A 17,218-nucleotide genomic window follows, 5' to 3' on the forward strand; every position below is an offset into this window, starting at 1 on the left:
ACGTGCGAGGTCTCGAATGAGTCATTCGCGACGTGCGAGGTCTCGAATGAGTCATTCGCGACGTGCGAGGTCTCGAATGAGTCATTCGCGACGTCCGAGGTCTCGAATGAGTCATTCGCGTCGTGCGAGGTCTCGAATGAGTCATTCGCGACGTCCGAGGTCTCGAATGAGTCATTCGCGTCGTGCGGGGTCCCGAATGAGTCATTCGCGACGTCCGAGGTCTCGAATGAGTCATTCGCGGCATTGCTGTGCCGCGGTGGGGTGCGGTCGTGAGCCCGCTCCTCGTCGCCAACCCCGTCGAGCCCGCCGAACTCGCCGATGCCCTCGGCCTGCACCGGCCCACGCCCGAGCAGGCCACCGTCATCGCCGCGCCCGTCGAACCCTCGCTCGTCGTCGCCGGCGCCGGGGCCGGGAAGACCGAAACCATGGCCGCGCGGGTCGTCTGGCTCGTCGCGAACGGCATCGTCAGCCCCGACCGCGTCCTCGGCCTCACCTTCACCCGGAAAGCCGCGCGCCAGCTCGGCGAACGCGTCCGGGCCCGGCTGCGCCGCCTCGCCGGGTCCGGGCTCCTCGACCGGCTCGACCCGACCGGTGGCCTGCGGTCCACTGTGGTCGCCGGCGAACCCACCGTCCTCACCTACCACGCCTACGCCGGGCGCCTGCTGTCCGAACACGGTCTGCGCCTGCCCGTCCAGCCCGGCGTCCGGCTGCTCTCCGAAACGTCGTCGTGGCAGATCGCGCACCGCGTTGTGTCCACTTGGGACAACGAGCTCGACACCGACCGGGTCCCGCCGACCGTCACCGCCGACCTCCTCGCGCTGGCCGGGGAACTCGGTGAGCACCTGGTTTCGACCGAACAGCTCGCCGAGTACACCAGCTGGCTGTGCCGCGTGATCGAAAACGCGCCGCGTGCCAAGGGGCAGCGGGCCGCGCTGCCGCAGAAACTCACCGAAATCATGGCGGCGCAGCACTTCCGGCTCGCGCTGCTGCCGCTCGTCGACGACTACCACCGCCGCAAGCGCAACGAAGGCGCCCTGGACTTCGCCGACCAGATGTCCCTTGCCGCCCAGCTGGCCGGCGGGTACCCGTCGGTCGTGCGCGGCGAACGGGAGCGCTACGGTGCCGTCCTCCTCGACGAATACCAGGACACCGGGCACGCCCAGCGCGTGCTGCTGCGGGCGCTGTTCGGCGGCGTCGAGAACCCGCCGATGCCGGTCACCGCGGTCGGTGACCCGGCGCAGGCCATCTACGGCTGGCGTGGCGCCAGCGCCGCCAACCTGCCCCGGTTCACCACGGACTTCCCGCGCTTCGACGGCGAACGGCTCGTTCCCGCGCACGAATTCGGGCTGCTGACCAGTTTCCGCAACCCACCCGAAATCCTCGACCTCGCCAACGCCATCGCCGAGCCGCTGCGGGCCCGCGGTCTCGGCGTCGAACGGCTGCGGGCGCGCCACGGCGCCGGGCCCGCGGACATCGCGTGCGCGCTGCTGCCGGACATCCGCGCCGAACGCGAGTGGGTCGCCGAGGCCGTCGCGCGGCGCTGGCACGCCCAGCAGGAGGAGACCGGCAAGCCGCCGACCGCCGCGGTGCTCGTGCGGCGCCGTGCCGACATGGCGCCGATCGCCGCCGAGCTGCGGGCGCGCGGGCTGCCCGTCGAGGTCGTCGGGCTCGGCGGGCTGCTGGACGAGCCCGAGGTCGCGGACCTCGTTTCGACGCTGAAGGTGCTGGCCGACCCGCTGTCCGGCAGCGCGGCGGCCCGGCTGCTGACGGGGGCACGCTGGCGGCTCGCTGCCGCCGACGTCGCCGCGCTGTGGCGCCGGGCCGGAGAGCTCTCCAGCCCGGAGAAGGCGGACACCCCCGAGCTCGTCGCCGAGCGCGTCGAGCAGGCCGGGCTGATCGACGCCATCGACGAGCCCGGGGACCCGGCGCGGTACTCCGAGGAGGGCTTCAAGCGCATCAAGCGGATCGGCTGGGAGCTGGCCGCGCTGCGGCGGCGGCTCGACCAGTCGCTGCCGGAGCTCGTCGCCGACGTCGAACGCACGATGCTCCTGGACGTCGAATCCCTGGCACGCCCGGGATCCGCGGGACGGGCGCACCTGGACGCGTTCGCCGAAGTCGTCACCGACTACGCCGAGACGGCGCCGACGGCGACCCTGCTGTCCTTTGTGGACTACCTGAACACCGCCGCGCACGCCGAGGACGGGCTCACCCCGGGCGAGGTCGAGGTCGTGCCGGACCGGGTGCAGGTGCTGACCGTGCACTCGGCGAAGGGCCTCGAATGGGAGGTCGTCGCCGTGCCGCACCTGGTGCACGAGGTGTTCCCCGGACGGCGGCGGTCGTCGTCGTGGCTGCGGACCGCGACGTCGCTGCCGGCTGCGTTGCGCGGCGACGCCGAGGACCTGCCCGAGCTGCGGATCGCCGAGGGCTACGACCGCAAGGAAGTCCAAGAAGGACTGGAGCTGCACGAAGCGGGCTTCGTCGAGCGGGAGCAGGCGGAGGAACGGCGGCTCTGCTACGTCGCGCTGACGCGGTCCGAGCACGCGCTGATCGTCTCCGGGCACTGGTGGAACGAAAGCAGCAGCCGGGCGAAGGGGCCGTCGGAGTTCCTCACCGAGATCAGCGACGTCCTGCGCGAAACCGGTGTCGGGCAGCTCGCCGAGTGGGCGCCCGAACCCGCCAAGGAGGACGAAAACCCGCTGGTGTCGGACTCGCGGGCGGGGCGCTGGCCGGTCGACCCCCTGGCCGGCCGCCGCACCGGCGTGCAGACCGGGGTGGAGCTCGTGTCCGAGGCGATGGCCGCTCCGCCCGAGCCCGCCGAGGAGGACGACGACCCCGACGGCTGGCTGACCGACACCGACGTCCTGCTGGAGGAGTGGGCGCGCAAGGACGACCAGGTCAAGCGGGTCCCGCTGCCGTCGCGGCTTTCGGTGAGCCAGCTGGTCGCCCTGGCCGACGACGCGGCCCGGCTGGCCGGCGACCTGAGCCGGCCGCTCCCGGTGGAACCCAACAGCTTCGCCCGCCGCGGCACGGAGTTCCACGGCTGGCTGGAACGCCGGTTCGCGGGCGACCAGCTCATCGAGATCGACGACCTCCCGGGCGCGGCCGACTTCGGCGAAGCCCCCGACGCGGACTTCGAGGAACTGCAGACGGAGTTCGAGAAGAGCGAGTGGGCGGCCCGCGTGCCGGTGGCGGTCGAGGTGACGTTCTCGGCGGACGTCGAGGGCATCACCCTGCGCGGCCGCATGGACGCGGTGTTCGCCGACCCGGACGGCGGCTGGACGGTGGTGGACTGGAAGACGGGCGCGGTCCCGCCGGAGTCCCGCATCCCGGCGTTGTCGGTCCAGCTGGCGGCGTACCGGATGGCGTGGGCGGCGCTGAAGGACGTCCCGGTGGAGCGGGTCCGGGCGGCGTTCCACTACGTCCGCGCGAACCGCACGATCCGCCCGGCGGACCTGCTGGACCCGGAAGCCCTCCAGCGCCTGTTGCGGGACATCCCCGAGGCGTGATCAGCGGGGCATCACGCGTGATCGAAGGGGCATCATGCGTGCTTGAGCGGGCATCAGGCGTTGTCGCGGACCTTCAGGGCCCACGCGATCAGGGGCCACTGCAGCGGGAGGCGGGCCCAGGCGATCGCGCGCTGCGGGGCAGGTGCGCGCCGGGCGTCCACCGCCATCTTCACGTTTCCCGGGAACACGCCCAGGAACAGCAGGGCCGCCGCCAGGCCGCCGAGACGGCGGGTGCGCGGGGTCGCGACCGCGGCCGCCACCGCCAGCTCCGCCACGCCCGAGCCGTACGTCCAGGCCCGGCGGGACCCCGGCAGCGAGGACGGGATCAGGCCGTCGAACGGCTTGGGGACGGCGAAGTGCAGGACGCCCATCGTGCCCAGTGCGCCCGCCAGCACGTGCGCGGGCCGTTGCGAAGTTGCCATGAACTCATCGTTTCACGCGGCGGGCCGGTGTCCGGTTCGGCTATCCTCCGGGCGTGAGTGACGCTCGACACGAGCCAGCATGAGGGCCCTCAAACGGTTGCCGCTGGGCAGTCTCACCGATCGGCCCGACCACGAGCTCGTCGGCGTCCTGCGGATGCCGGAGCTGACCGTCAGCCCGCTGCGGTCGATCGTCAAGCGGATCATCGGCGCGCTGCTCGCGCTGCTGGCCACGGTGATCATCGTCTACGTCGACCGCGACGGCTACCGCGACGCCAACGGCGACGGCCTGTCCCTGCTGGACAGCCTCTACTACGCCACCGTCTCGCTGTCGACGACCGGCTACGGCGACATCGCGCCGGCCACCTCGTCCGCCCGGCTGGTGAACGTGCTGGTGATCACCCCGCTGCGGGTGCTCTTCCTCATCGTCCTGGTCGGGACCACCCTGGAGGTGCTCACCGAGCGCTCCCGGCAGGCGTTCAAGATCCAGAAGTGGAGGACGAAGGTGCGCGACCACACGGTCGTCGTCGGGTTCGGCACCAAGGGCCGGTCCGCCGTCAACGCGCTGCTCGGCGACGAAAACGCCGTCCCGGGCCAGATCGTCGTCGTCGACACCGACCAGCAGGCCCTCGACGCGGCGAGCGCGCTCGGCCTGGTCGCCGTGCACGGCTCGGCCACCCGGTCCGACGTCCTGCGCGTCGCCGCGGTCCAGCACGCGCGCGCGGTCGTGGTCGCGCCGAACCGCGACGACACGGCGGTGCTCGTCACGCTCACCGCGCGGGAGCTGGCGCCCAAGGCGCACATCGTCGCGTCGGTGCGGGAGGCGGAGAACGTCCACCTGCTCAAGCAGTCGGGCGCCGACCAGGTCGTCGTCTCCAGCGAGACGGCCGGGCGGCTGCTCGGCATGGCGACGTCGACGCCGCTGGTCGTGGACATCATGGAGGACCTGCTCACGCCGGAATCCGGCCTGGCGATCGCCGAGCGGCCGGTCGAGCCGTCCGAAGAGGGCGGTTCGCCGCGGCACCTGTCCGATCTGGTGCTCGGCCTGGTCCGCGACGGCGTCCTGTACCGCGTCGACGCGCCGCAGGCCGACGCCATCGAACCGGGCGACAAGCTGCTTTACGTCAAAAAGGTCACCCAGGCGGAGAAGATCGAGCGGTAACCAGGGCGCCTGGGTTTTGCCCGCCGGATCTGGAACCATGGCCGGGTGCCCCCGCGATCCCTCGCCCTGAAGTGGCCCACGGTGGCGATCCCCGCCGCGGCGGGCGTGCTCGTCGTGCTGCTCGCCTGGCTGGCCGGGCCCGGGCTGCTGGGCATCAGCAGCGACGCCGCCGGCGCGCCGGTGCCGGCGGAGGTCACCAAACCGGCGTCGTGCGACAAGCCGGACGCGAAGGAAACCGTGCGGTTCACCATCACCGGGAAGGTCCACGAGGGCACCCTCGACGGCTGCGGGCACGGCCAGGGCGAACGCGTCGAGGTCGCCGTGCCGGACGTGCTGCCGGACGCCGGCGCGGTCACCGTCACCGCCGCGGACACCTCGATGGGCGCGTCGGACGCCCGCCGCCCGCTCGGGCTCGCGCTGCTGGTGTTCGCGTGCTTCTCCGGCGGGATGTTCGCCTACCTCTGGCTGAGCATCCCGCTGCGCCCCAAACCGGCTAGCTGACCTCGGACGACGGCGCCGCGAAGGTGTTGCAGTCGGCGATCCGGTTGCTGGTCGCACCCGCCCGCCACCAGGACGCGTAGTGCGCGTTCGTCCCGTGGTCGTGGCTGCGGGAGGTGTTGTCGCCGCGGGTCTCCTGGTCGTTCCAGGCCTTGTTGTACATGTCGCGGCTGATCGTGCCGCCCTGGTCGACGTGCGCGCCGAGGAACATCCCGGAGAAGCACTGGGCCTGCAGTTCCTTGCGCCGCGACATCTCCAGCCCGGCCGGGCTGTTCTGGCCGGCCTCGTAGATCTTCTGCCAGGCCGCGTCCATCAGCCCGGCGACCTCCTGCACGTGGTGGCCGTACTCGTGGGCGAACAGGGCCAGGTAGACGCCGGGGTTGTTGCCGTACTGGTCGGTCTGCAGGCCGCGGAACGGGACGTACAGGTTGTTTTCGCAGTAGTACGCGGCGGTCGCGATGCCGACCTGGATGGTGCCGCACTCGGTCTCGAAGCTCGCGCCGGTCGGGAAGTGCAGCGACGGCGGCGTGAACGGCAGGTGGTAGGCCTCGAGGAACGGGCCCCACGCCGCGTCGAGGCACTTGCTGGCCGCGGTGAAGAACGCTTCCGCGCCTTCCTGCGTGCTCTGCCAGGCCGGCAGCGTGCAGACGCGGTTCTGCAGACCGGCGTTGGGGTCCTGCAGGATCGGGTGGTCGGCGAGCTTGAGGACCTTCTGCGGGCCGGTCGGGCTGGGCGTCGACAGCTCGGTCGAGGGGCTCGACGCCGACGCCGGGGCACCCGCGCCGCCGGGCGGGGGCTGCTGCGGGGGGACGTCCTGGGACGACGGCGCGTCGCGGAAGTTCGCGTTCGCGAGCGGCGGCGTGCCGGTGCGGTTGAGGGCCACGATCGCGACCAGCCCGAGCACCAGCACGGCGACGGCGCCGAGGCACACGCCGATCACGGCCGCCGGGGACCGGCGCTTCGGTGCGGCCACGGTGTGCGGGCGGCCGAGCCACGGGAGATCCGGTTGCGCACCCGGCACCGGCGGCGGCTGGACGGTTCCGCGAGGCGGTTCCTGGCCGTGGGGCGGTTGCGTCACTAGGCAGTCCCGAAGGGTCTCGGTACGGACCGGGGGTACCCGATCCCGCCATTCAGCATATCGGGGGAACGGGTCGTCTCGCACCCGTCCGTGCGCGTGCTGTCACGGCGACCGGACGTCACCCCAGGTCTGGCCGGGTGCAAGTGCCTCTGAGAGAGTGTGGTCAAGCAGGCACTGCAGGCGAGGGGCTTCGATGACAGACACCGGTGGCGCGCCCGGCGGCGATGGCGCCGACACGCCGACACCGAGCCAGGGCGTTCCCCAGGCTCCAGCCCCCGGATCGGGTGAACCCGAAGGTCACGCGCCGTCACCGGCGACGCCACCCCGGGGCTGGCAGGCACCGGACACGCAGGCCACGCCGCCGCCCGGCTGGGAGGCACCCGGCACCCCGGCCGCGCCGCCGCCGGGCTGGGAGGCGCCGAACCAGCCGCTGAACCAGCTGCCGTCCTACGGCGGCCCGCAGTACGGGCAGCAGCCGCGGTGGAACCCGCACGGGCTCGGCAAGCCCGGCGTGATCGCGCTGCGGCCGCTGAACATCGGCGACATCCTCGACGGCGCGATCACCGCGATCCGCCGTCACCCGCTGCTCGTGCTCGGCATCGGCGCGGTGGTGGCGGTGATCAGCGCGGCCATCACGTTCGTCGTCCAGAAGTACGTGCTGGGAGACCTGGAGAGCTTCGCCTCGACGGCCCAGCTCGGCCCGGCCGCCACCGACACCGAGCTGCGCGACGCCGTCCTGGGCACGTTCGGCGACGCCGCGCTCGCGCTCGTCTCGACCACGCTGGTCTCGACGCTGCTGCTGACCGTCACCACCGGCCTGATGGCCGCGGTGATGGGCCGCGCCGCGTTGGGCCGCGAGGTCACCTTCGCCGTCGCCTGGCGCGACGTGCAGCCCCGGCTGCTGCCGCTGCTCGGGGTCGCGTTCGTCTACGCGCTCCTGACCACCGTCGGCGTGATGCTGTGCATCATCCCGGGTGTGGTCGCCTGGGTGTTCTGGGCGCTGGCCGCCCCGGCGCTGGTGCTCGAGCGCGGCACGTTCCGGGAGGCGTTCTCGCGGTCGGTCAAGCTGGTCAGCGGGGCGTTCTGGCGGGTGTTCGGCGTCCTGCTGCTGGCGCAGATCATCGAGTCGTTCTTCGAGAGCATCATCAGCCTGCCGTTCAGCCTCGGCAGCGGCGTGTTCAGCCAGATCCTGAACCCGGGCAAGGTGACCGTGCCGAGCACCGGTGACCTGCTGCTGGCCTCGGCCGGGCAGATCATCGCGGGCACCATCGCGATCCCGTTCGTCACGCTGGTCACCGTGATCGTCTACCTCGACCAGCGGATGCGCCGCGAAGGCATGGACATCGAGCTGGCCCGCGCGGCCGGGGTCCAGCCGCCGCAGGCATGGTGACGTTCCGGCTCACCGACGTCCCGGTCGACATCGACCGGGACACCGCGCGGCGCGCGGCTGCCGAAGAGCTGAGCGACCCGAAGTACCGGGACGCGAAACCAGGCTTCCTGCAGCAGGCCGCGCAGTGGCTGGGGGAGCAGCTGGAGAAGCTGCTGAACAGCCTGTCTTCAGGCTTCCCCGGCGGGATCTTCGGGGTGCTGCTGATTCTCGTGCTGCTGATCGTGCTCGTCGTGGTGATCCGGCTGCGGACCGGCCAGGTCGCCCGCGCCGCCCGGGCCGGCCGCGTGGTCTTCGGCGGGACGCGCCGGAGCGCCGCCGACTACCGGCGGTCGGCCGCGGAAGCCGCCGCGGCCGGCCGGTTCGACGACGCCGTCCGCGACCGCTTCCGCGCCGTCGTGCGGGCCCTGGAGGAACGCGCGCTGCTCGACGTCCGGTCCGGCCGGACGGCGGACGAGGCCGCTGCCGAGGCGGGCGTACTGCTGCCTGGCGTCGCTGACCAGCTGCGGCAGGGGGCCCGGCTGTTCGACGATGTCCACTACGGCGGCCGCGAAGGCACCGAAGCGGCCTACCAGGCCTTGACCGAGCTCGACGAGCGCTGCCGACGTGAGCGGCCGGTCGCCATGGCGGGCTCGTGACCACCACTTCCGTTTCGCCCGACCTGCGCCGGATCTGGCGCGGCGCCCGCATCCCCCTCGCCCTGCTCGCGCTGATCTTCGCCGCCGGTGCCCTGCTCCTGCTCGCCCGCGGCGAGCAGACCCACGGCGCCCTCGAACCCGGCTCCTACGAACCCGGCGGCGCGCACGCCCTCGCGAAACTCCTGAAGGACCAGGGCGTCGACGTCCGGACGGTCCGGACGCTGGCCGAAGCGGACGACGCCATCGGCAAGGACGCGACGCTGCTCGTCGCCCAGCCCGAGCTGGTGCCCGCGAAGCGGTTCGACGCGCTGCGGGCGGGGGCCGCCGACGTCGTCCTGGTGACGCCGGGGCCGCGGACGCTGCACGACTCGCTGCCGCTGGTGCACCCGGCGGGCCAGAGCGACGTCGGAACCCTGAGCCCGCAGTGCACGGTCGCCGCGGCGGTCGCGGCGGGGGACGTCACGCTCGGTGGCACCGGCTACGCGGCGCCCGGCGCGCGTTCGTGCTACCCCGGCGAGGACGGCGGCGGCACCCTGCTGCAGCTCGCCGACACCGGCGGCACGACGACGCTGCTCGGCTCGCCGGCGCCGCTGACCAACGCGCGGCTCGCCGAGCAGGGCAACGCGGCACTGGCGCTGCACCTGCTGGGCGCGCACCCCAAGCTCGTCTGGTACCTGCCGTCCCCTTCGGACCCGGCGCTGGACGACTCCCGCAGGTCGATCTTCGACCTGATCCCGGCCGGCTGGTACTACGGCGCCGCGCAGGTGGGCGTCGCGGTGGCGCTGCTGGCGTTGTGGCGGGCCCGCCGGCTCGGCCCGGTGGTCACCGAGCCGCTGCCGATCGTCGTCCGGGCGGCCGAAACGGCCGAAGGCCGCGCCCGGTTGTACCGCCGGGGAAAAGCCGCCGGCCACGCGGGTGAGACGCTGCGGGAAGCGGCGCGGACCCGGCTGCGGACGACGCTGGGCCTGCCCCGCGACGCCGACGCGCAGGCGCTGGTGACGGCGGTGAGCACGCGGACCGGCCGGTCGCCGGGCGACATCGGGGCGGTGCTGCACGGCCCGCCGGTGCCGGACGACCCGGCGCTGGTCCGGCTGGCGGGCGAACTGGACAGGGTGGAACGAGAGGCGGGGCGAACTTGACCAGCGAGAACGCGACGGGGGCCCGGGACGCGCTGATCGCGTTGCGCGCCGAAGTCGGCAAGGCCGTCGTCGGCAACGACGCCGCGGTCACCGGGCTGATCCTGGCCCTGCTCTGCCGGGGCCACGTGCTGCTCGAAGGCGTCCCCGGCGTGGCGAAGACGCTGCTGGTGCGCGCCCTGGCCGCCGCGCTGGACCTGGAGACCACGCGCGTGCAGTTCACGCCGGACCTGATGCCCGGCGACGTCACCGGCTCGATCGTCTACGACGCCCACAGCGGCGAGTTCTCCTTCCGCGAGGGGCCGGTGTTCACGAACCTGCTGCTCGCCGACGAGATCAACCGGACGCCGCCGAAGACGCAGTCGTCGCTGCTGGAGGCGATGGAGGAGCGGCAGGTTTCCCTCGACGGCAAGTCGCGGCCGCTGCCCGACCCGTTCATCGTGATCGCCACCCAGAACCCGGTGGAGTACGAGGGCACCTACCCGCTGCCCGAGGCGCAGCTGGACCGGTTCCTGCTGAAGCTGACCATGCCGGCGCCGTCGCGCGAGGACGAAATCGGCATCCTCTGGCGGCACGCGCAGGGCTTCGACCCGCGCAACCTCGCCGCGGCGGGCCTCAAGGCGGTCGCCGGGGCCACGGAGCTGGCGGCCGCGCGCGAAGCCGTGGCCCGGGTGACGGTCGGGCCCGAGGTGATCGGGTACGTCGTCGACCTGTGCCGGGCGACGCGGCAGCTGCCGTCGGTGCGGATCGGCGTCTCTCCCCGTGGTGCCACGGCGTTGCTCGCGGTGACCCGGGCGTGGGCGTGGCTCGCCGGGCGCGACTACGCGACCCCCGACGACGTCAAGGCGCTCGCCCGGCCCGCGCTGCGGCACCGCCTGGACGTGCGGCCGGAAGCCGAGCTCGAGGGCGTCACCGCGGACGGCGTGCTGGACCGCGTGCTGGCGTCCGTGCCCGTGCCGCGCTGACATGGCCGTCACCGGAAGGCTCGGGCTGCTGGCGCTGTTCGGCGCGCTGGTGGTCGGGCTGCTCCTGCCGTCGGCGACCGGGTTACTGGCGGTCGGCACGGTGCTGCTGGTGCTCGCCCTCGCCGACCTGGCGCTGGCCGGGAACGTGCGTGCGCTGACGTTCCGGCGGTCGGGCGACACCTCGGTGCGGCTCGGCGAGCCGTGCGAGGTGACGCTGGTCGTCGCGAACGCCGGCGGGCGGACCGTGCGGGGCGTGCTGCGGGACGCGTGGCCGCCTTCGGCGGGTGCCTCGGACCGGCACGCACTGCGCCTTCCGCCGGGGGAGCGGCGAGCGTTGGTGACGGCGTTGCGGCCGTCGCGGCGCGGGGACCGGACGGCGGCGCGGGTGACGGTCCGGTCGGTGGGTCCGCTGGGCCTGGCCGCGCGGCAGGGGTCGCACGAGGTGCCGTGGACGGTCCGCGTGCTGCCGCCGTTCCACAGCCGCAAGCACCTGCCGTCGCGGCTGGCGCGGCTGCAGCAGCTGGACGGCCGCAACGCGGTGCTGATCCGCGGCCAGGGCACGGAATTCGACTCGCTGCGCGAGTACGTGATCGGCGACGACGTGCGGTCCATCGACTGGCGGGCGACCGCGCGGGCGGCGGACGTCATGGTCCGCACCTGGCGCCCCGAACGCGACCGGCAGGTGGTGCTGGTGCTCGACACCGGCCGCGTCTCGGCCGGCCGCGTGGGTGACGCACCGCGCCTCGACGCGGCGATGGACGCGGCGCTGCTGCTGGCCGCGCTGGCCACCCGGGCCGGCGACCGCGTCGACCTGCTGGCCTACGACCGGCGGCTGCGGGCGGCGGTGCAGGGTTCGTCGGGGGCGTCCCTGCTGACGGCGCTGGTGAACGCGATGGCGCCGCTCGAGCCGACGCTGGTCGAGACGGACGCGCGCGGGATGGTCGCGGAGGTGCTCAAGCGCACCCGCCGTCGCGCGCTGGTCGTGCTGCTGACCGGCCTGGACGCGGCGCCGCTGGAGGAGGGGCTGTTCCCGGTGCTGAGCTCGCTGACCGCGCGGCACGAGCTGGTGGTGGCGTCGGTGGCGGACCCGCGGGTGGCGGAGATGCTGGCGGGCCGCGGCGACGCGGAAGCGGTCTACGACGCGGCCTCGGCGTCCCGGACGACGGCCGAGCGGCTGCGCGTGACCGAGCGGCTGGCCCGGCACGGCGTGAGCGTGGTCGACGCGGTCCCGGAGGAACTGCCGCCGGCGCTGGCGGACCGGTACCTGGCCCTGAAGGCCGCGGGAAGGCTTTAGGCCGCTTCGGGCAAGGCGTCTCCGGCGTCGCGGGCCTCGAGGTCGCCGGTCTCGCCGTCCTTCGCCGCGCGGCGGCCGAGCGTGAACACGTAGACCAGGAACAGCACTTCGACGAGCGCGCCGATGCCCACGCGCAGCCACGTCGGCCAGCCCGACGGCGTCACGAACGCCTCGATGACCCCCGACACGAACAGCACGCACGTCAGCCCGAGCGCCATCACGACCACCGACCGGCCCTGCTCGGCCAGCGCCGCGGTGCGGGACCGGCGGCCGGGGTCGATCACCGTCCAGCCCAGCTTCAGTCCGGTGCCCGCCGCGACGAACACCGCGGTCAGCTCCAGGAGGCCGTGGGGGAGCAGGAGGCCGATCATCACGTCGCCGCGGCCGGCCGCGCTCATCGCGCCGATGATCAGCCCGGCGTTGAGCGAGTTCAGCCAGAGCGCGCCGATCACCGGCAGGCCCAGCGCGATGCCGAGGAACAGGCAGGTCGCCGCCACCCAGGCGTTGTTCGTCCAGACGTGCGCCGCGAACGACGCCGCCGGGCCCGTCGAGTAGTAGCTTTCGGCTTCGCCGCCGGGTTTGGTGAGCGCGTTCAGCTCGTCCGGCGACGCGATCGACGCCCGCACCACCGGGTCGCGCGCGATCCAGACGGCGATCACCGCCATCACCGCGATCGACACGAGCGCGGCCGGGATCCACCACCGCCGGGACAGGTAGACCGCGGCCGGGAACCGGCGCGTGAAGAACCGGGCGACCTCCCGCCACGCGGGGCTGTGCGACCCGGCGACCGCCGACCGGCCACGGGCGACCAGCCCGGACAGCCGGCCGACCAGCGCCGGGTCCGGCGCCACCGACCGGACGATCGACAGGTGCGTCGCGGCCCGCTGGTAGAGCGTCACCAGCTCGTCGGCTTCGGGCCCGGTCAGCTTGCCGCCGCGGCGCGTCAGCTCGCCGAGCCGGTTCCACTCCGCCGCGTGCGAAGCGACGAAGACGTCCACATCCACGGCCCCACCCTATCCGTCGTTACGCTGGGCTTCGTGCACGAGGAATCGGAGCTGGTCACCGGCGAAGCGGTCGTCCTCGACCTGCGGGTGGCCAAGCTCGCCAGCCGCGCGCTGGCGATGGCGCTGGACGTGCTCCTGCAGTTCGCGGCGCTGGTCGGGCTGGCCATGGTGCTGGCCTTCGCACTGCCCGAGACCGACGAAGGGCTCTTCGTGGCCCTGCTGCTGGTGTGCACGGTGCTGGTCATGGTCGGCTACCCGGTGGTGTTCGAGACGCTTTCGCGCGGCCGGTCGCTGGGCAAGCTGGCGGTGGGCCTGCGGGTGGTCCGCGTCGACGGCGGCCCGATCCGCTTCCGCCACGCGCTGGTGCGCGGCCTGGCCGGGTTCGTCGTGGACTTCTGGGCGCTGGGGTTGTTCGGCGCGGTCGCGGTGATCGTGTCGCTGTGCTCGTCGAACGGCCGCCGCGTCGGCGACTTCCTGGCCGGCACGCTGGTGGTCCGCGAGCGCGTCCCGGCCAGCGCGGGCTACGCGGCGATCACCATGCCGCCGGGCCTGGAGGGCTGGGCGGCGCAGCTCGACCTGACCCGCCTCCCGGACGACCTGGCCCTGGCGAGCCGCCAGTTCCTCGCCCGGTTCAGCGAGCTGCGGCCGGAGGCGTCGCACGCCCTCGGCTGGGGACTGGCGCAGCAGGTCGGCAACGCGCTGGGGACGCCGGTGCCGCCGGAGGTGCCGCCGTGGGCGTTCCTGGCGGCGGTGCTGGCCGAGCGGCGCAACCGGGACCACGCCCGCGCGTTCCGCGGGTACGCGGCGCCGGGGGTGCCGGGAGCACCGGGCGGTGCCGGGTACGCGGGACCGGGCTTCGCCGGCGGGCGATACCCGGCGGCCGTTCCGCAGCCGGGCGCCGCACCGGCGGAGCCGCCGACACCGCCGTCCGGGACCGCGGTGCCCGTCGAAAACCCGTTCACGCCACCGAGTTAGGACACGTCACTCGACGGCGAGAGCCACGTGTTGCACTGCTGGTTGCGGTTCCTGGTGGCCCCGTGCTGCCACCAGGACGTGTTGTGCTTGGCGCTGCCGTGGTCGCGTTTGCCGTTGCGGGCGTAGTCGTCGCCGCGGTCCTGGGCGTTCCAGGCTTCGTTGTAGAGGTTCTTGTCGACCGAGCCGCCCGAAACCGAGGCCGAGCCGAGGAACATGCCCGAGAAGCACTGCGCCTCGAGTTCCATGCGCCGCGACAGTTCCAGCCCGGCCGCCGAGTCGGCGCCCGCGTCGTAGCGCTGGTTGCCGTACGCCTCGGAGATGCCGGCCAGGTTCTGCACGTGGTGGCCGTATTCGTGGGCGAGGATCGACAGGTACGGGCCGGGGTGGTTGCCCCACGTCTCGATTTCGATCCGGTCCATCGGCATGTAGATGGTGTTGTTGCTGGGGCAGTAGAAGGGTGTGACACCGGTGGTGGTGCCGCCGCTGCCGCACGGCGTCGACGACTCCGACAGCGACCGCGGGACGGCCAGGTTCGGGGTCCGGAACGGCAGGTCCGCGCCGTCGAGCATGCGTGACCACATCGCGTCGAGGCAGCCGATGCCGGACTGGAAGAACCTCGTGGCGCTGTTCTGGTCGGTGGCCCACCGGCTCAGCGAGCACGGGATGTTCTGCAGGCCGTAGTCGGCGCGGGCGAAGAGCGGGTTGTCCCCGGTGGCCGCGACCGACCGCGGACCGGCGGGCGGCTGCGAGGTCGGGGTCCGGCGCTCGGTGCTACGGGTGGTTTCTTCGGTCGACGACGTGGTGGCCGAGGTGGTCGCTTCGGTGGTGGGTTCGTCGGAGGTGGTGGGGTAGGTGCTGGAGTACCCGGCGTCGGCGACGTGCTGCGTGCGGTGCCCGGAGAGGGCAACGGCGGCGACCAGGCCCCCGGCCACGGCAACGATCGCGAAGACGGCGACGGCGACGATCACCCCGGTGTTCGACTTCTTGGCGACGTAGGGCCGGTAGCCGGGAGCGAACCGCGGCCCGAAGGACGGCGGAGGCGCGTAGTGCGGGGCGAAGACCGGGGGCGGAGCGGCACTCGGCGGCGGCAGGGGAGCGCGGGCGGGCGGCGGCGCGGGATAGCCGAAGGGCACGCTCGGCGGTCCACCGAAACCGCCGGGGCGCGGCGGCGGACCTTGCGGAAACTGCGGTGGGCGACCCGGCAGCGGACCGGCGGGTCTCGGCGGCTGTCCGCCCCGCGGCAGCGGCCTGACCCCCGGTGGCGGCAGCGGCCGCGCCCCCGGTGGCGGCTGGCGGCGCGGGTCATGCGGACCAGGACCCTGCGGGCCGTGCGTCATCGAGTGGAACCCCCCGTGCGATTTCCCCGTCGGAAGCGGCGTACCTGCGGTGATCGCGCCGTTCCGGGCGTCAGCATAGATCGGTTGCTCTAGGGTGTGGTGCTGTGTCGATGAAATGGGGGGCCGCCGCCGCGATCGCCGTTGCGGCCGCCGTGCTGGGTGCCGGGCCGGCCGCCGCGCAGGGGCCCTCCGCCGGGCCCGTCCTGCCCGATCTGCCCGAAGACCAGATCAAGAAACCCCAGCTGCTCACCGGGCAGGACGTCCAGCCGCCCGCGGGCACCACCGCCGAAGTCGCCCTCAAGGTCCTCCGCGACGGCACCCTTTCCGTCACCGAACACGTCACCGTGCCCGGCGGGCAGCAGCTCGTCTCCCGCGTGCCGCTCCGGGTGCCCGCGAGCGACGACCAGGACCGCGTCTTCGCCGTCGGCGACGTCAAGACCGAAGGCGCCACCAGCGCGCTCACCGGCGACCAGCTCGTCCTCACCTTCCCCGGCGGCACGTCGTCGGTCACCTACACCGTCGACGGCGCCGTCGCCGACCTGGCCGGCCGCCAGCAGGCCCGGTGGCAGGTCGCGAGCGGCTTCGACACCCCGGTCGCCAAGGTGACCGCGTCCTTCCTCGCCCCGACGCCGCAATTGTCCCCTGTGGACTGTTTCGCCGGCCCGGTCGGTTCGAGCCGTCGCTGCACCCTCGCCGAGCTCGACCACACCGGGGTCGTGCGCCTCGAACAGAACGACGTCCGGCCCGGCGACCGGGTCGACCTGCTCGTCGGCCTGCCCGCGAACACCGCACCCGCCACCGCGAAGTTCGCCGCCATCGGCCTGCTCGCCAACGCCTTCGCGCTGACGCCGCCGGCCGGGATCGCCTTCGCCGTCCTGCTCGCCTTCCTCGTGGCGGCCTCGCTCTTCGTCTGGCGGCGCCGCAAGCAGGACGCCGGTGCGCTGCACGCCGCCACCGGGCCGGTCGAGGTCCTCCTGCGCGACGGCGGCCGGGTCTTCTTCGCCAGCCCCGACGGCGTGCTGCCCGGCCAGGTCGGCACGGTCGTCGACGAGACCGTCGACGTCGTCGACATCAGCGCCACCGTCGTCGACCTCGCCGTCCGCAACTACCTGTGGCTGGCGGAGGTCCCGGGGCCCGACTGGCAGCTCGCCCGCCGCAACCCGCCGGACGAGCACCTGCACGACTTCGAGCGGGCGGTCTACGAAACGCTGCTGCCGCCGGGCACCGACACCGTGCTGGTGTCGCAGCTGCGCGCCCGCGGCGGGCTCGACCTGCGCCGGATCAGCGACGCGATGTACGCCGACGTCGTCACCAAGCGCTGGTTCTCCCGCCGCCCGGACACCGCCCGCGGCCGGCTGACCTGGCTCGGCGCCGGCGTGTTCACCGCCGGCCTGGTCGCCACCGCCGTGCTCACCTTCACCGTCGGGTACGCGCTGCTCGGCGTCGCCGTCGCGCTCGCCGGGCTCGCCGTCGCCGCGGTGGCCGCGCTGCTGCCGTCGCGCACCGCCCGCGGCCGGGCCCTGGTGGGTCAGGTCCGCGGGCTGCTCGACTACCTGCACACCGCCCGGGCCGAGGACATCCCGCCCGGCGACCGCGAGCTCGTCTTCTCCCGTTCGCTGCCGTACGCGGTGGTGCTGGGCGACACCGAACGCTGGCTCGGCACCTTCGCCGCGCTGAACCCGTCGGCCGACGGCTCGGCCGGGCTGTACTGGTACGGCGGCATGGAGGCCGAGTCCGACCTGCGCCGGTTCGGCGCGCACTTCCCGTCGTTCCTGACCGCGCTCGACGGCGTGCTCACCGCCGCCGCGGCCCGCTGACC

The 17,218-nt window shown here is 73.6% G+C and carries 14 protein-coding genes; 10 read left to right on the forward strand and 4 right to left on the reverse strand.

All coding sequences use genetic code 11. The features are described from left to right. Positions 1 to 269 precede the first annotated feature (269 nt). The gene (locus OO60_RS40740) at positions 270 to 3,506 is read left to right on the forward strand and encodes an ATP-dependent helicase (protein WP_033263399.1); all 3,237 of its coding nucleotides are present in this window, start codon (positions 270 to 272) and stop codon (positions 3,504 to 3,506) included. Between the two features lie 53 nt (positions 3,507 to 3,559). On the opposite strand, the gene OO60_RS40745 is transcribed toward OO60_RS40740, so the two are convergent. After that, on the reverse strand, positions 3,560 to 3,928 hold the full coding sequence (locus OO60_RS40745) for a DoxX family protein (RefSeq protein ID WP_033263376.1): 369 nt from the start codon (positions 3,926 to 3,928) through the stop codon (positions 3,560 to 3,562). Between the two features lie 79 nt (positions 3,929 to 4,007). Here OO60_RS40745 and OO60_RS40750 point away from each other — a divergent pair, with 79 nt between their 5' ends. Continuing rightward, positions 4,008 to 5,087, forward strand: a complete 1,080-nt coding sequence (locus OO60_RS40750) for a potassium channel family protein (RefSeq protein WP_033263377.1) — start codon at positions 4,008 to 4,010, stop codon at positions 5,085 to 5,087. Positions 5,088 to 5,168: 81 nt separating this feature from the next. Then, on the forward strand, positions 5,169 to 5,588 hold the full coding sequence (locus OO60_RS40755) for a hypothetical protein (RefSeq protein ID WP_003080101.1): 420 nt from the start codon (positions 5,169 to 5,171) through the stop codon (positions 5,586 to 5,588). Here OO60_RS40755 and OO60_RS40760 read toward each other — a convergent pair. Further along, complete coding sequence (locus tag OO60_RS40760) at positions 5,581 to 6,606, reverse strand: neutral zinc metallopeptidase (RefSeq protein WP_003080099.1); 1,026 nt, start codon at positions 6,604 to 6,606, stop codon at positions 5,581 to 5,583. The genes OO60_RS40755 and OO60_RS40760 overlap by 8 nt on opposite strands. Before the next feature lie 250 nt (positions 6,607 to 6,856). Here OO60_RS40760 and OO60_RS40765 point away from each other — a divergent pair, with 250 nt between their 5' ends. Genes OO60_RS40765 through OO60_RS40785 form a run of 5 tightly spaced genes read left to right on the forward strand, consistent with a single transcriptional unit; the run spans position 6,857 to position 12,083 of the window. Continuing rightward, positions 6,857 to 8,053: a hypothetical protein gene (locus OO60_RS40765; protein WP_003080096.1), complete on the forward strand. Its 1,197-nt coding sequence runs from the start codon at positions 6,857 to 6,859 to the stop codon at positions 8,051 to 8,053. After that, positions 8,047 to 8,688: a DUF4129 domain-containing protein gene (locus tag OO60_RS40770; protein WP_033263378.1), complete on the forward strand. Its 642-nt coding sequence runs from the start codon at positions 8,047 to 8,049 to the stop codon at positions 8,686 to 8,688. The genes OO60_RS40765 and OO60_RS40770 overlap by 7 nt, the downstream gene beginning before the upstream one ends. After that, positions 8,685 to 9,827, forward strand: a complete 1,143-nt coding sequence (locus OO60_RS40775; protein ID WP_003084347.1) for a DUF4350 domain-containing protein — start codon at positions 8,685 to 8,687, stop codon at positions 9,825 to 9,827. Before OO60_RS40770 ends, OO60_RS40775 begins: the two co-directional genes overlap by 4 nt. After that, entirely contained in the window at positions 9,824 to 10,789 is a 966-nt protein-coding gene (locus tag OO60_RS40780) for an AAA family ATPase (RefSeq protein WP_003084343.1), read from the forward strand. Before OO60_RS40775 ends, OO60_RS40780 begins: the two co-directional genes overlap by 4 nt. A 1-nt stretch (position 10,790) precedes the next feature. Further along, complete coding sequence (locus OO60_RS40785) at positions 10,791 to 12,083, forward strand: DUF58 domain-containing protein (protein WP_003084332.1); 1,293 nt, start codon at positions 10,791 to 10,793, stop codon at positions 12,081 to 12,083. On the opposite strand, the gene OO60_RS40790 is transcribed toward OO60_RS40785, so the two are convergent. Further along, positions 12,080 to 13,087, reverse strand: coding sequence for a stage II sporulation protein M (locus OO60_RS40790; protein WP_003084330.1), 1,008 nt, complete (start codon positions 13,085 to 13,087; stop codon positions 12,080 to 12,082). The genes OO60_RS40785 and OO60_RS40790 overlap by 4 nt on opposite strands. A gap of 33 nt (positions 13,088 to 13,120) precedes the next feature. On the opposite strand from OO60_RS40790, the gene OO60_RS40795 reads away from it, so the two are divergent. Beyond that, positions 13,121 to 14,062 (forward strand): RDD family protein, encoded by a 942-nt coding sequence (locus OO60_RS40795; protein ID WP_003084328.1) that lies wholly within the window; start codon positions 13,121 to 13,123, stop codon positions 14,060 to 14,062. On the opposite strand, the gene OO60_RS40800 is transcribed toward OO60_RS40795, so the two are convergent. Next, entirely contained in the window at positions 14,059 to 15,195 is a 1,137-nt protein-coding gene (locus OO60_RS40800) for a neutral zinc metallopeptidase (RefSeq protein WP_003084325.1), read from the reverse strand. The two genes, OO60_RS40795 and OO60_RS40800, sit on opposite strands and share 4 nt — an antisense overlap. Positions 15,196 to 15,509: 314 nt before the next feature. On the opposite strand from OO60_RS40800, the gene OO60_RS40805 reads away from it, so the two are divergent. Further along, positions 15,510 to 17,216: a DUF2207 family protein gene (locus OO60_RS40805; protein WP_033263401.1), complete on the forward strand. Its 1,707-nt coding sequence runs from the start codon at positions 15,510 to 15,512 to the stop codon at positions 17,214 to 17,216. Positions 17,217 to 17,218 lie beyond the last annotated feature (2 nt).

The sequence above is a fragment of the Amycolatopsis vancoresmycina genome (genome assembly GCF_000716785.1).
In the GTDB taxonomy this organism is placed as follows: domain Bacteria; phylum Actinomycetota; class Actinomycetes; order Mycobacteriales; family Pseudonocardiaceae; genus Amycolatopsis; species Amycolatopsis vancoresmycina.